A 13,885-nucleotide genomic window follows, 5' to 3' on the forward strand; every position below is an offset into this window, starting at 1 on the left:
TGAAGACATATGAAAAAACAAAAAATATCTACGAAGCGCCTATTAGGTTATCGATTTCTAGCCTACAGTACAGACTTTGTTATTTTGATGATAATCGTGATGGGAGTTCAATTTGGATTTAGTTATCTGACGGATGGAGTCGTTAATAATAACCTTACGACATCTTGGTCTATTTATGCTTGGGTGCTAGGAACCGTGACTCTACCGGTGTATTTATATTTTATCTTATCTGAATACTCGAAAAAGCACGCCACAATTGGTAAACGTCTGTTCGGGTTAAAAGTGGTATCAGACAAGAATGGTGTTACGCTATGGCAATCTTTTATACGAAACTTCATAAAAGTGATTATTCCATGGGAAGCTACGCATATTGCACTACTTTTTCCAACTCCTATCTTAGCGAACCCGACGAGTAGCGAATTTAGAGTAGCCCTCTTTGCGCCGTATGTTATATTTGCCATTTACGGAACATACCTCCTTATCACCAAGGGTCGAAAAACACTTCACGACGCGGTGGCCGGAACAAATGTCCAGTACAATGTGAAATAGCGTCTATACCATCCAATTGAACCTCGCTTAAACCTTTACCGATTCTAGCCTTTTATCATCAAAAACAACTAAATCGTGAAATTTCGTGATAGCAATATGGTATTTTTCTAGTGCAGAAGTCGTTGTCAGCAGAGTTTGAACAAAATCTGCTCCTCCCGACCATAGAAAAAGTCCGGCATTATACCGGACTTTTTCTATGGTTTTGTTACTGGATTTGCCTTAATCAAGCGTACAAGCGACGTTGGAAAGTCCAAGCGCTGCACCGGTTGCAATGTTGCTACAGTAAACAATGTTGCCAAATTGAACGGCTGTCGATACGACGTTAAATCCGTATCCACTAGCGTTCACATTTGCAGTGTTTGCTTTAAATGCGTTGTTTGCACCCCAGCCAGCATACACACTGTGTACCTGGAAACCATCGACAAGTGTATTTGTACCTATGTTGTTTTCGATTAGGTAGTAGTTGCCTTTGGCATCAATCCAAGAGTCAGCACTGTTTTGTCCAGAAATCGAACTGCCCTCGAATGTATTGCCTGCAATGTATCCGCCAGTTGATCCTTCTTTTAGATCAATGCCTTCAGCTGTGAAGTCTGTAAAAGTATTATTAAGAACGATGTTACGGTCAGATTTGTCAGGCTGGCCACCTGTGTACGTACCCCAGTTAGAGTTGGCGCTTCCGATGTAAACGCCTTCGCCGTACTGCGCTGATTTTTTACCTGTACCTGTGATTTCGCTATCACGGATAACGTTATAACGAGAAAACGCGCGGAAGTGAACCGCTTCTTGACCGACATTACTTACTTTCATATTGTTAAGAAATACATGGTTGCTACCATCAAGGACGATGCCTTTTGAAGCATTAGCAACGGTAAAACCATCAAGGTTCCAGTAGTCTGCGCCGTAAAGGTACAGTCCGTAGCGGCCACCAATACCGTTACCGTCGATGATCGCGTTACGAGAACCTTTTAACGTAATCGGATTTGTTTCCGTGCCATCTACTGTTGCTGCAAATGATCCGGTGTAATTACCTGCGACCATAGAACTTGCATATATACCGTCAGCCATAGTAATCGTGTCGCCAGGCTGCGCGTTAATGATTGCTGCTTTTAGTTCGGTTGAGTTTGTTACCGCAACTTGACGGCCAGTGCTTGGTGTCATTGTTGGGTCTGAGGGAGTTGGCAAACTTTGGTTTGGATCACTTACTGGCGGCGGAAGTGTCGTAGCCACAGGCGTAGGATTAAGTGTCACTGTTGAGCTTGTTTTGAGCGTTGTCACGTCAAAGGTAGCGTTGCTACTCACTGTGCCGACGCCTACTTTAGCTGCAGCCGTATTAGTATCGGCTACCTTCACAAGATACGTGCTATTTAGATATAGTTTCACTTCCCCGCTCTTCTTGCGAACTTCTACCGTATACGTCTGACCGGCATTAACACGATTTGCATATCCTAAGAGTTTAGTAGGTACACCGTTAGACACCTTGTAAACACCGCTTAGGTAGGTCGCGTCAGCAGTTGAGAAATTGGCATAATAGTAGTTTTCAGCATCAGTATATTCAAATACAAGTGAGAAGTTAGCGGGAGTACCATCGCTATTTGCTATAGGAGTAGCATTTGATTTAAGTGTCCACTCACTAGCGGTTACGGATACATTCTGATCGATAGCTGTGTTTGGTCCATTCTGACTAATAGTAAGAGCGGCGGCAGACGCAGGTGCGACAATACCCAAACTAAAAACAAAAGCACTAAATACTGCAATAATGGACGGTAATTTTTTAAATATTTTCTGCACTAAAGAATCTCCTCATACGTTGATATATTAATAATCTCACAGCTGTTACTTGCTGTAAACGCAAACCGTAAGCATTATATTAGTAAATCATTACGACAGGAGATTTGGGATCATTATAAAGGAGTAGTCCTATATGAACTCCCCCTGTTGCAGCGGCCGGGAATGGTGTTGTTGAGACGGTGGACTTGATAATAATAAGATCACCCTGAGCACATTCAACATTCGCCAAGACACTGGCAGTCGTATCGGTCTCAGAGATAGTCGCGGTAAGCACCGTATCGCCTGTTGATTTTCGAATGGTAAATGTCCGCGAAGCACCGAGCCCGGGTGGAGTTATTAATTTTACGTATAAACCCCGGAGCGTACATGGACCAGGCATCATGAAGCGTGCGCTTTCTGTTGCGTTCCAAGCCCCTAACCCAATACCTAATAATTGTTCGAAGTTAGCCACTGTAGTTGACGGAGCACTCGCCGACCCAAATCCCATAAAGTTCTCTCCTGTATTGGTCGGCGTAAAAGCAACCCCGAATGAAGGCGTGACACCGGACGGTGAGCTCGTAGGCACGGCACGTATCGTCAAACTATCTCCAGCAATAACCGAAACAGTATGAGTCGTATCGCTAGCCAGCGTATTACTGTCAGCGAGAATAGCCTGTAAACCTGTAGGTAATCCATTTTTCATCACCGTTAGTTCGTATGAATTGCCCGAACCTGGCGCGCCCGATGCCTTAACGTATAGATTCGAAAGCGTGCCAGACGTAGGGACAATAACCTGCATGTCAGATTCGGTTGCTGACCAGCCAGCCGCGCTGTTGTGACCTGCCAACATACTGCCATACCGGGTAAGAGAGCTGGACATTGATGCTAAACCTGTTAATAACGGTGCCGATTGCCCGCTCGTATCAACTTGAATGTTCCAATACTGATTACTTGGTACGTCAGGAGTCCCAGTAGGCACAGCTCGCAGTGAAACCGTGTCCCCTGGCGCAAACGAAATTGCATGCGTCGTATCTTCGGCTGATGTTGCTGAGTCCGCAATAATTACCTCAAGTGCCGTTGCGATACCATTTTTCATAACCGTAAACGCGTATGACTTGCCTACGCCAGGGGGTGTATCGATCTGAACGTAGAATCGAGATAGATCCATTGCTACAGGTACGACTAACCGACAGAAAAACTCATTCGATGACCAAGAGGATGGGAATATAGAGTTTAATCGGTTAAACTCACCCGTCCCGCTTGCCGACGGCCCGTTATTATCTGCACCGAATAAAAAACATTTCATATTATGGTATAAACTTTAAGATTATCCCGAGTCCCTTTGCGCCAATACCAGCAACATCGACATCAACAGTGACAAGATCACCCGTAGTAACAGTATCGTTATTGGTGTCCACAACAGCAGGTGTAGCAGCTGTATATGACGTATTTTCGTTAGCATCAATAGTAATAGGCGTCGAAAGCATGTCAGCATTTCCGTTTGTTATATTCCTGATCTGGATTGTAGGCGTACCCGATGTAGATACCGAAGTAACATATGCATCAGCATCAGCGAGGTTCATAGCGTTTAACTCTGCAGAAATCGCAAAGGTAAACTTTCCATCGCCGATCGTAAGGATTGTTGCGTCATCCATCAGCTTCACCTGAACCGTTTTATCGCTGCTGCCGCCACCGCTTGGTGCTGCCCATTTAACACCGCTCGCCTGGGTTGAATCGGCCGTAAGCACATGAGTGTCCGTGCCTACTGGAAGCCGGGCTGGGGTACTTGCAGCCGTGGCAACATACAGATCACCTTTTGTCGTTAAGGTAGATGTATCTGTTTTCCCATTCAAAGCCGTCGTCGTAGCCGCACTGACTGGCTTATTCACGTCACTGGTATTGTCAACGTTGTTAAGGATCAGGTCTGTCTTGACTTGGGTTGGGGTACGGTTAGTCCAGACACCAGCTTTTCGTTGCAGGAGGTCGTCGTTCGTGGGGGTAAGGGCTGCTATGGCAGTAAGGTCTGGGTCTATTGGTTGGATGGTCGTGCCGCTTGCGGCGGTAATACGGCCGTCGGCCCGGGTGTCGGCGGCGGCGTTAAAGTCGGAGATAGTTGAGGCGGTTTGCGTCCCCGTGTGGTTAGCTCTGTTTAGGAGGGCGGCGTCGGAGGAGTTGGCGGTAGCGCCAGTAGCAATGCCAGCGAGTTTGGTTTTTTCAGTGGCGGAGTATTGTTTGTTTGTCGTACCATCGGGTATGTCGTCTTGGGTGGCGGCAGTCCCTGCCGTCACAAGCCCTTTGGCGTCGTAGGTGATTTTGGTGTTGGTGGCACCTGTGATGGCACTGTTAGCTGTGACCTTAGTGGCAAGGCCAGGGACGGTAGGTGATCCCGCTGTTCCACCTAAATCACCAGCGAGTTGAAGTTTCCCCTTAGTGGAGGCGTCAGCATCAGGAGTACCAGCCGAAGCGGTGGCATCAACATATGACTTATTGGCCGCCTGCGTAGGGCTGCCAGGCGTAGGGACGATCGGCGATGCGGTAAACGTTTTAATTCCATCAATGGATTCATTGCCAGTGTTATGAACAACGGCTAAGTCAGCCGCTTTGGATACTAGAGCAGCTGGAAGTCCCGCAACTTTGGCTTGAGAAATAGAAGAAACCTGCGTATCACCAATGCTTCCATCTTGAATCGCATTGGCATCGACTGCATCGGCTTTTAACGTTCCGTCGGTATCGTGCGAGATAGACAAATACTCGTTAAGGATACCTCCCCAAACGCTATCATCACCACCTGGACTTGGAAGACGTGCCATGCTGTTTCGTTTATTCCTTATGCTTTATGTCTGTATTATACACTATACGTTATACATAAAACGATCCTAGTAAGTTTTAAATCGCTTAGTTCATTTTCAATATTTGTAGTTAATTTTACTACCATCACTCTTCCTTGTCCTGAGAAAAGAGCAGATAAAATGCTTTTTATATATACGTGATGCTTTCACAAAAATGTTAAAATTAACTTGTAAATTAATGGGAGGGCAAGATTTATGAGAATGAAGAAATCAATTTTGATGCGTGCCATTACGAGCCTGTGTCTTGTGATCGGACTATGCGTAGGGTTAATACCCGCCGGAACAGCATCTGCCGCAGACCGTAACGACTTTACCGGGGTTCGTTTTTGGAACCCACATCTATGTATCCTAGTACACAACGGTGTCTGGGAATCGTGGCCAATCGCTACCGCGGCAGCCTATTTTGACTCTAGTGGCGTCGTAGATATAGTCGTTCGCAAGGAAAGCCAAGGAGGATGCGGCAACTATTGGCCGTTCCAAGTATTACATGTTCGACAGGCCAACCTAGGGAATAATACGTGCGGAACACATGGAGGAACAGGGACACCTTACCCGTCAACTGATCACCCATGGAATCCCTACTATGAGTACGTCTATGGCTACCCGTCAGGTGTCGGTGGGCATGCAACACCTTCCATGACGCTTAATTCGGGTTGGTCCGCATGTTATAACTCGAATATACGACTCGCAAATACTGCTTCACAGAGTATAGGCAACGCACTCGGGCTTAGCCGATTATATGAGGCAAAGTCTACACCAACGGTAATGCTTGACTCTGATTACAATAACGCACGCACGCCTTGGGCAACCGCTTATGATCGAAACAATCTTTACGCTCTTTACTACAGACTATAGTTAATTTGTAGCGTTTCAACTTTAAAATACCTCGCAACTTTAGCGAGGTATTTTAATTGCATTATTTTAATGATATGTTATAATTTATCTGAGAGTTGATTCCAATAAGGAATCTGCGCATCGCACGGAAGGTTTCATCATGACCTTGCATTTGTTCGAACCGCTCCCGATCCAGGATGAGGACTTCGTCCCGGCCGAGACCGGCAACGAGTGGCCCTTCGGCTGCTTCGACGGCTCGGCCAGTGATCCCGGTCCGGACGACGAGCACGGAACCGACGGCAACAGCGGCGAGGACCGGAAGGCCGAGGACGGTCCCGATGGGCCGTACGACCGGACCGGCAACGAGTGGTTCTGCGAGCCCGACGGGCTGCTCGTCGCAGCCTAACCCTCAACAAGACACGCTACGCACCACCCCCGCGTAGCTGCGTCGCCGCATCTTGGTGATGCTAACGCCAACCAAGATGCGAAGAACCCCCGACCGCCACAAGCGGTCGGGGGTTCTCTCATATTCTGCCGTTCTAACCGAAAGGATTCGCACGCACTGATACGCTAGAATAACGAATTCTCCTGGTTCTAAAGAGGAGATATTATCCTTAAAATTGCAATCCTATTCTTATTCCGTCATAGTAAAAAATGAAATAAGGAGGTGTTATGAGTCAGAAAAAAGGTCAAGATATATTTACCCGTTTTACAAGTAATGTCGCTTCAATTTTGGGACATGCATGGGTGTTTGCATCAGCCCTACTTATACTTATCGTGTGGGCAGTGACTGGTCCATTACTTGGGTTTTCGGACACGTGGCAATTAATTATTAACACCGGAACAACGATTATTACTTTTTTGATGGTGTTTATTATTCAAAATACGCAAAATCGGGATAATCTTGCGATGAATCTGAAGATGGATGCACTGATGCAGAAAGCCGGCATCACTGCAAGCGATTTGATGGAAGCCGAAGACAAAAGCGATAAAAAACTTGAACATGAGAGAAAGCGCATGCGACGCAAAGTAAGTAATAAGACTGGGGAAAGTAAGAAGACACGTAAGAAATAGGCCGGCAATTGTGCTCGGTACTACTTATGTATATACTTAGCTAAAAGAACCTAATGACAAACGAGCTGGAAATATGTTGCATATAGACAAGCCACGCCACTTTCCCGTAAAAGGCCTTATAGTGACTATTGTTGCACTTCTTTTTGTGATCGTTGGTGCGTACATTTTACTACTTGTTCTTACACCGAATATACCGTTCCTATATTCCTCGCAGCCGCTTAACGTAAAGGCTATGGGCTCACCTAAAGTAGGGGTGAATAAAATTATGATACCTGGAATTGGCGTCGATATACCGTATGGATCTAATGGACAAGCTTCACTTGACAGTGGTGCTTGGTGGCGCTATCCAGAGCGTGGTGATCCAGCAAAGGGCGGTAATTTTGTTATTGCCGCACACAGATTTAGCATTCAACCAACCCCACGTGAAACAGCTATTAAATCACCCTTTTACCACTTAGATAAAGTAAAAGTGGGCGATCCAATTATTGTTGATTTTCAGGGCAAACGATATGGATACAAAATAAGCAAAGCATACACGGTCAAGCCTAGCCAAACAGAAATCGAAGCACAGACAGATAAGCCTAAAATGACATTATATAGCTGCGAGCTAGGCGGATCTAGTGCTGGACGTACCGTATTTGACGCCGAACCAATGGGCGAAATAACCGTCCAATAGAATTATTTACCTGTGAGCGAACGTGTATTTTCAAGGTATTGTTGAGGATTCAAGCCATCGACAATATCCGCAGCCCTAATAAGGTGTGGGGCGCCTCGACACAATTCCCTAAATTCCTTTGGAGAAACCCATTTTGCTTCGACAATCTCATGCATATCTGGCGTAGCGGTAGCATTAACATTAGTTGCCATAAATAGAAAATGGACAAAGTCCTTCCTGTCATCTTGAGGATGGTGATAGACAACATCTACGAATTTGATTTGACTAGATACGAGAGAGATATTCACCTCTTCTTGAAGTTCGCGTAGAGCTGCCTTTTGCGGCGACTCGCCTTCGTCAACAACTCCGCCAGGAACTGACCAATGGTCTTTGTAAGATGCTTTTACAGCGAGCATCTTGTTTTCCTTATTAACACAAATCATAGCCGCACCACATGGTTTTGCAGGTAAATTATTATGCCAGTTAGCTTTTTCCTCAGTTGTAAAAGGAGTAATAGCCATAGTATTTACCTTCTACTTAGCAAATTCAATTGCGCGGGTTTCGCGGATGACATTTACTTTGATCGTTCCAGGATATTGCATGGTGCTTTCAATCTTGGTTGCAATGTCGCGGGCTAGTTTGATAGCAGATAAATCATCGATTGCCTTTGGACTCACGATAACGCGGATTTCACGACCAGCACTAATAGCGTAGGCTTTGTCAATACCCTTAAAGCTAGTTGCAACATTTTCAAGATCGCGCATACGTTCAACAAAGTTTTCAGCGCTGATGTTCCTAGCACCTGGACGAGCAGCTGAAAGTGCATCACACACACGGACAACTAGCGCTTCTGGAGTAGTTGCTTCAATATCGTCATGGTGAGCTTCGATTGCATGGGCAATGTCTTCACTCATGCCATATTTACGGGCAAGTTCCGCACCGATGTGGTGATGTTTTCCTTCGATTTTATGCGTCACCGCTTTGCCAACATCATGAAGCAATGTCGCGATTTTAGTCACACGAACATTCGCACCAATTTCTTCAGCAATGAGTCCTGCCATATGCGCCATTTCGGTACTGTGCATCAAAACATTTTGACCATAGCTTGTACGGAATTTCAGCTCACCAAGTAGGCGAATCATTTCCTTTGGAATACCAGCAACACCGACTTCGCGGGCTGCATCTTCCCCTGCCCTGGTAATGTCTTTATCAATTTGTTTCCCGGCTTTTTCGACAACTTCTTCGATGCGGCCCGGGTGAATACGGCCGTCTTTCATCAGCATTTCAAGTGTTAACCTAGCAACCTGGCGGCGAATTGGATCAAAGCTAGATAGGATAATCATACCTGGAGTATCGTCAACCAAAATATCGACGCCCGTTGCACGTTGCAGTGCCTGAATATTACGTCCTTCTTTGCCGATAATACGGCCTTTCATTTCATCATCGGTGAGTTTGATTGCAGTCACCGTGCGCTCAGCCGTGACTTCACTAGACATGCGCTCCATAGCCGTTACCAAAATTGTTTGCGCACGTTCTTCAGCATCTTCCATGGCGTCGTGCTGCAATTTTGTCACAAGTCCGACAAGGTCTTCCTTGATGTCACGCTCTGTCATTTGCATTAATTTGTCGGCAGCATCGGCTTTTTTAAGCCCTGCGATCTTTTCAAGTTTTTCTTGCTGGCGGGTACGGATATCCCGAATTTCGTTCTTTAATTCTTCGACTTCGCTTTCGCTAACGCGCAATTTTTCGGCTCGCCTGTCGATTTCATCGAGTTTTTTATCAAGGCTAACTTCTCGGTCCGCCAATCGGTTTTCGGTTTTTTTCCATTCTTTTCGACGTTCGTTTTCAAGCTCTACGGCTTCATCTTTTGCCTTTAAGACAATGTCGCCCGCTTTTGTTTTCGCCTGCGCGATTTCTTTTTCTGCTTTATTTCTGCCATCGGTTAGCCGGCGCTTCTCGTAAACGACTGTTCCGCCTACGCCAAAAACTACCCCTAGAACAGCGGCAATTAATCCCTCTATCATAAATTGTTCCTTTCTCCGAGGACCAATCCTACTTGTAAAGACAAGACGTATCTGTTACTAAATCAAAATGAGGACTAGTCTGGAAATTTCAAAAAGTTTCGTGAGAGCCTAAATCATAGACTTCTTTTATTGTAGCTCTTTTTACCTCAACCAAGCAAGCTTATTTGCGCGGTTTTGTGATATGGGCGTCACTGCCGTACAGAGGAAGAACAATCTGATCGTTTTGGCCAGACTGTAGTTTGATAATAACTTGGTCTCTCCATGTTTCGCCCTCTCCACCTACAATCGGAATTGCCAAACTATCGGCCATGGTATTTAAAACCGTCAGGCCAATTCGAAGACCCGTAAAACTGCCTGGTCCGCGAAATACGCCTATTCCAGAAATATCCGTAAACGTTTTACCATTTTTTTGTAATTGTTCTTGCAAATAGTTAAGCAGACCTCTAGCCAGCGTGCGGTCCGCTTGCCATTCGTCGTTATAATGCCAGTCACTATCGACAAGCATAATTTTACAGACAGGAGTGGACGTATCGAGTAAAAGAATCATACAAGCGCCTTTACGAGCTGGGTACTTTTTTCACCGCCAGCCGACAACATAACCTTGCGAGAGTTTTCGGTTGGAGAAGTAATCTGAATTGTGAGCCTATCGGCCGGTAGTACGCCGCTTACGATCTCGGCCCATTCAATCATCGTAACGGAGTGAGGATCATTAAGTGTTTCGTGCAGCTCGCTCGTCATAATTCCCGCATCATTCAGCCGATAAAAGTCATAGTGTGCTAACTGTAGATTATTTGCCGCCACGTACACCCGGCTAATGGTAAAACTAGGGCTTTGTACGTCTTCGTCAACGCCAAAGCCCTTCGCAATTCCTTTGGCAAGGGTCGTCTTCCCAGCACCGACATCACCAACAAGCTCAATAATTTCCCCACCATTAAGAAGCGCTCCGAGCCGAGCACCAAACTCCTTCATTTCGTCTTCACTTTCGGTAGTGATTGTCATCTTAAACATTATACCCGTTTATAGCGCGTTTCATCTAGCGTTTTGTCATTTTCCCAGGTACAATGGAGCGTAAGCAGTATGCGTATTTCAGATATTACTATCGAAAAGTTGCTCGAGCGCAGCGGCGTGGTCAACGCAGAGCAAATCGCCGTTCTTAAGGAAGAGAGCGCTCGTTCAAGACGCTCTTTGCAAGACCTTGTTATTCAAAATGATCTTATAGACAACAAGACACTCACGAAACAATTTGCCGAATATGCACAAATACCTTTTGTCGAACTCGATCCGGCCCAAATTCCACACGATGTTTTAAATAAAATCCCAGAACGTATTGCCCGGCAATACAACACGGTCCTGTTCAAGATTGATGAAGACGGCACGATGCATCTGGCAATGGACGACCCCGACGATGTTCAGGCTGTCAGTTTTATTCAAAAAGAAATCGGCGAAAACACTAAAATTTATATCGCAACACGCGATAATATTCTTTCTTGTCTTGAAAATTACCGAGGTGATGTCAACCAAGAACTAAACGCAGTTATTAATATTCAACGTGAAGACAAAGGTGACAACCAAACAGTCACTGAAGCCGATGTTGCTGAAGATTCGCCGATTGCCCAAACCGTAAACCTTTTGCTTGAATACGCCATTCGTAGTAATGCCAGCGATATCCATATCGAACCCCGCGAAGAATTTGTTCAGGTCCGCTACCGTATTGACGGGGTACTAAAAGAGGTGAATCGCCTACCCCGAAATGTTATTGGCGCGCTGACGAGTCGCATTAAAATCCTTTCCAACCTTAAAATTGACGAACGTCGCGTACCTCAGGACGGCCGTTTCAAGATTAAAATTGCGGGGAAACAATACGCTCTACGTGTCAGTACACTGCCTGTAGCTGATGGTGAAAAAGTCGTTATGCGTATCTTGGATGAATCAAACCAAGCTATCACGCTCCAGGACCTTGGTTACTGGGGACACTCCCTGGAAGTTATCTCCGAGGCTATCACCGAGCCAAACGGCATGGTTCTCATTACCGGACCGACAGGATCGGGTAAATCTACCAGTCTCTTTAGTGTCCTCACCATGCTTAATACGCCCGACGTTAATATTTCAACGATTGAAGATCCGGTTGAGTACAAAATCCCAGGAGTGAACCAAACACAAACCAACGTAAAGGCAGGTATGACCTTTGCCAGCGGGCTGCGCGCGCTCCTTCGTCAAGATCCGAACGTTATCATGGTTGGTGAGATCCGTGACGGCGAAACTGCCAACTTAGGCGTGCAAGCGGCACTAACCGGACACCTTGTTTTTAGTACGCTGCACACCAATAACGCAGCGACATGTCTGCCTCGACTTCTCGACATGGGGATTGAACCCTTCCTTATCGCCAGCACGGTTAAAGCCGTTGTGGGTCAGCGTCTTGTCCGGCGTTTATGCACAAATTGCCGTCAGACCTACACGCCGACCGCTGATGAGATAAAAGCCATTACTCATCTATTCAACCTCCACGACAATCAGGATTTTGGGCACATTCATGATCTTGAAGAACAAGCGCAGAAACAAGCTGTCGGTGGGGATACGCCCCTTGGCACATCCGAAACAACGATTACAAACCTATGGAAAGCCGCGCCTGAAGGCTGCGACGAATGCAGCCATACGGGATACAGAGGCCGTATTGGTATCTACGAAGTCTTAGGAAACACCGTTCCTGTTCAAAAACTGATCGTCGCTAACGCAACCAGCAATCAGATCCAAGACCTAGCAATTGCCGAGGGAATGGTCACTATGCAAACTGACGGACTCGTCAAAGCACTCCGCGGTAATACAACAGTCGAAGAAGTCCTGAGAGTGACTAAAGAATAGTCATGCCTAAGTTTATTTACATAGCGACAAACAGCCTGAATAAATCAATTACCGGCACACTTGAGGCAGCCGACAAATCAGCCGCTATCGCGGCAATCATCAAACAAGGCATGCGGCCTATCAGCGTCAAACCTGGATCAGGTGGCGCCAAAGCATTTAGCTTTAACGATTTTCTGGGTGGCAATAAGGTAAAATCCGACGACCTTGTTATGTTCACACGCCAGCTCAGTGCCATGGTAAGTGCCGGTGTCCCCCTTCTTCGTGCGCTTAGCTCCCTCCAACAACATAGTGAAAGCCCGGCTCTTAAAAAAGTACTTGCAACAGTCATTAAAGACGTAGAGGGCGGCGCACCTCTGGGTGATGCTTTAACAAAGTACCCTAATACCTTTAGCGATGTTTACGTGAACATGGTCCGTGCCGGTGAAGCCGCAGGTATTCTAGATGAAATTTTAAAGCGACTAGCTTTGCAACAAGAAAAAAACGCGACGATTCGTAAAAAAGTAAAAAGTGCCATGACCTATCCGATGGTTCTGATTTTTATTACCGTTATCGCCTTTTTTGGACTTATGATATTTGTTATTCCACAAATTGGTAAAATCCTCAAAGACCTCGGCGGACCTGATGCGGAGCTGCCGCCGCTAACACAAGGGATGCTGTCGATCAGCGGATTTATAACCAGCTATTGGTATATTGTCTTCCCCGCGCTTATTGCCGGCGTTGTCTTTTTGGTTCGTTACATAAAGACGCCAAAAGGTAAAAACCAATTTCATCATCTTATGTTAAAAATGCCCGGAGTTAACACTATTGTTAAAAAGCTAGCCGTCGCCCGTTTTGCGCGCACCTTCTCGGCATTAATGGGTGCGGGTGTCGCCGTACTTGAAGCCCTGACCGTCACGTCGCGGGCAGTAGGAAATGTCGTCTATGAAAAGGCTCTTCTTGATGCAGCCGAAGCCGTTAAAAATGGATCAACCCTTTCGTCGGTCATTGAAAAGAACCCGCTGTTTCCAGCCATCGTTGCGCAGATGCTTTCTGTGGGTGAAGAAACGGGTCAAACTGATATCGTCCTCGTCAAAGTCGCGGATTTCTACGAAGAAGAGGTCGACGTAGCCATCGAAGGCATCAGTTCGATTATCGAACCGGTCATGATCGTTCTTATGGGTGGAATGATCGGGTTGATCGCAGCGAGCGTCATGGGCCCGATTGCCGGCCTTGCTCAAAACGTCAAATAGGGGTGGAAATACCTGCCAAAACAAAGTGCTCATGGTATACTATTA

Annotated in this window: 14 protein-coding genes; 7 read left to right on the plus strand and 7 right to left on the minus strand. The window is 46.1% G+C overall.

Going from position 1 to position 13,885, the window contains the following annotated elements; all coding sequences use genetic code 11:
* Positions 1-9 precede the first annotated feature (9 nt).
* Positions 10-549, plus strand: coding sequence for an RDD family protein (locus tag VK497_02340; protein HMI09214.1), 540 nt, complete (start codon positions 10-12; stop codon positions 547-549).
* 219 nt (positions 550-768) lie between these two features.
* On the opposite strand, the gene VK497_02345 is transcribed toward VK497_02340, so the two are convergent.
* From VK497_02345 to VK497_02355, 3 genes are all read right to left on the minus strand, one after another.
* Positions 769-2,337, minus strand: coding sequence for a right-handed parallel beta-helix repeat-containing protein (locus VK497_02345; protein ID HMI09215.1), 1,569 nt, complete (start codon positions 2,335-2,337; stop codon positions 769-771).
* A 79-nt stretch (positions 2,338-2,416) separates the two neighbouring features.
* The gene (locus VK497_02350) at positions 2,417-3,484 is read right to left on the minus strand and encodes a hypothetical protein (GenBank protein HMI09216.1); all 1,068 of its coding nucleotides are present in this window, start codon (positions 3,482-3,484) and stop codon (positions 2,417-2,419) included.
* A 139-nt stretch (positions 3,485-3,623) separates the two neighbouring features.
* Positions 3,624-5,126: a hypothetical protein gene (locus VK497_02355; GenBank protein HMI09217.1), complete on the minus strand. Its 1,503-nt coding sequence runs from the start codon at positions 5,124-5,126 to the stop codon at positions 3,624-3,626.
* 240 nt (positions 5,127-5,366) lie between these two features.
* On the opposite strand from VK497_02355, the gene VK497_02360 reads away from it, so the two are divergent.
* The 4 genes from VK497_02360 to VK497_02375 all read left to right on the plus strand — a co-directional run bounded on the left by VK497_02360 (position 5,367) and on the right by VK497_02375 (position 7,749).
* Positions 5,367-6,020, plus strand: a complete 654-nt coding sequence (locus VK497_02360) for a hypothetical protein (GenBank protein ID HMI09218.1) — start codon at positions 5,367-5,369, stop codon at positions 6,018-6,020.
* 139 nt (positions 6,021-6,159) lie between these two features.
* Positions 6,160-6,405, plus strand: coding sequence for a hypothetical protein (locus tag VK497_02365; GenBank protein ID HMI09219.1), 246 nt, complete (start codon positions 6,160-6,162; stop codon positions 6,403-6,405).
* Between the two features lie 266 nt (positions 6,406-6,671).
* Entirely contained in the window at positions 6,672-7,073 is a 402-nt protein-coding gene (locus VK497_02370) for a low affinity iron permease family protein (protein HMI09220.1), read from the plus strand.
* A 73-nt stretch (positions 7,074-7,146) separates the two neighbouring features.
* On the plus strand, positions 7,147-7,749 hold the full coding sequence (locus VK497_02375) for a class E sortase (protein HMI09221.1): 603 nt from the start codon (positions 7,147-7,149) through the stop codon (positions 7,747-7,749).
* 2 nt (positions 7,750-7,751) lie between these two features.
* Here VK497_02375 and VK497_02380 read toward each other — a convergent pair whose 3' ends face one another.
* The 4 genes from VK497_02380 to tsaE form a co-directional block, all read right to left on the minus strand.
* Positions 7,752-8,249: an NUDIX hydrolase gene (locus VK497_02380; protein ID HMI09222.1), complete on the minus strand. Its 498-nt coding sequence runs from the start codon at positions 8,247-8,249 to the stop codon at positions 7,752-7,754.
* A 12-nt stretch (positions 8,250-8,261) separates the two neighbouring features.
* On the minus strand, positions 8,262-9,752 hold the full coding sequence (rny, locus tag VK497_02385; GenBank protein HMI09223.1) for a ribonuclease Y: 1,491 nt from the start codon (positions 9,750-9,752) through the stop codon (positions 8,262-8,264).
* A 160-nt stretch (positions 9,753-9,912) separates the two neighbouring features.
* Positions 9,913-10,299: a tRNA (adenosine(37)-N6)-threonylcarbamoyltransferase complex dimerization subunit type 1 TsaB gene (gene tsaB / locus VK497_02390; GenBank protein ID HMI09224.1), complete on the minus strand. Its 387-nt coding sequence runs from the start codon at positions 10,297-10,299 to the stop codon at positions 9,913-9,915.
* On the minus strand, positions 10,296-10,751 hold the full coding sequence (gene tsaE / locus VK497_02395; protein HMI09225.1) for a tRNA (adenosine(37)-N6)-threonylcarbamoyltransferase complex ATPase subunit type 1 TsaE: 456 nt from the start codon (positions 10,749-10,751) through the stop codon (positions 10,296-10,298). The genes tsaB and tsaE overlap by 4 nt, the downstream gene beginning before the upstream one ends.
* Positions 10,752-10,829: 78 nt before the next feature.
* On the opposite strand from tsaE, the gene VK497_02400 reads away from it, so the two are divergent.
* Positions 10,830-12,611: a GspE/PulE family protein gene (locus VK497_02400; GenBank protein HMI09226.1), complete on the plus strand. Its 1,782-nt coding sequence runs from the start codon at positions 10,830-10,832 to the stop codon at positions 12,609-12,611.
* 2 nt (positions 12,612-12,613) lie between these two features.
* Positions 12,614-13,840 (plus strand): type II secretion system F family protein, encoded by a 1,227-nt coding sequence (locus VK497_02405; GenBank protein HMI09227.1) that lies wholly within the window; start codon positions 12,614-12,616, stop codon positions 13,838-13,840.
* Positions 13,841-13,885 lie beyond the last annotated feature (45 nt).

It is taken from the genome of Candidatus Saccharimonadales bacterium, assembly GCA_035317825.1.
GTDB lineage: Bacteria > Patescibacteriota > Saccharimonadia > Saccharimonadales > Saccharimonadaceae > DATHGB01.

Bases quoted from the DNA above. Each gene is read 5' to 3' on its own strand.
- VK497_02340 (HMI09214.1), top strand. From the start codon at position 10: ATGAAAAAACAAAAAATATCTACGAAGCGCCTATTAGGTTATCGATTT.
- VK497_02350 (HMI09216.1), bottom strand. From the start codon at position 3,484: ATGGATCTATCTCGATTCTACGTTCAGATCGATACACCCCCTGGCGTA.
- VK497_02355 (HMI09217.1), bottom strand. From the start codon at position 5,126: ATGGCACGTCTTCCAAGTCCAGGTGGTGATGATAGCGTTTGGGGAGGT.
- VK497_02360 (HMI09218.1), top strand. From the start codon at position 5,367: ATGAAGAAATCAATTTTGATGCGTGCCATTACGAGCCTGTGTCTTGTG.
- VK497_02365 (HMI09219.1), top strand. From the start codon at position 6,160: ATGACCTTGCATTTGTTCGAACCGCTCCCGATCCAGGATGAGGACTTC.
- VK497_02370 (HMI09220.1), top strand. From the start codon at position 6,672: ATGAGTCAGAAAAAAGGTCAAGATATATTTACCCGTTTTACAAGTAAT.
- VK497_02375 (HMI09221.1), top strand. From the start codon at position 7,147: ATGTTGCATATAGACAAGCCACGCCACTTTCCCGTAAAAGGCCTTATA.
- VK497_02380 (HMI09222.1), bottom strand. From the start codon at position 8,249: ATGGCTATTACTCCTTTTACAACTGAGGAAAAAGCTAACTGGCATAAT.
- rny (HMI09223.1), bottom strand. From the start codon at position 9,752: ATGATAGAGGGATTAATTGCCGCTGTTCTAGGGGTAGTTTTTGGCGTA.
- tsaB (HMI09224.1), bottom strand. From the start codon at position 10,299: ATGATTCTTTTACTCGATACGTCCACTCCTGTCTGTAAAATTATGCTT.
- tsaE (HMI09225.1), bottom strand. From the start codon at position 10,751: ATGACAATCACTACCGAAAGTGAAGACGAAATGAAGGAGTTTGGTGCT.
- VK497_02400 (HMI09226.1), top strand. From the start codon at position 10,830: ATGCGTATTTCAGATATTACTATCGAAAAGTTGCTCGAGCGCAGCGGC.
- VK497_02405 (HMI09227.1), top strand. From the start codon at position 12,614: ATGCCTAAGTTTATTTACATAGCGACAAACAGCCTGAATAAATCAATT.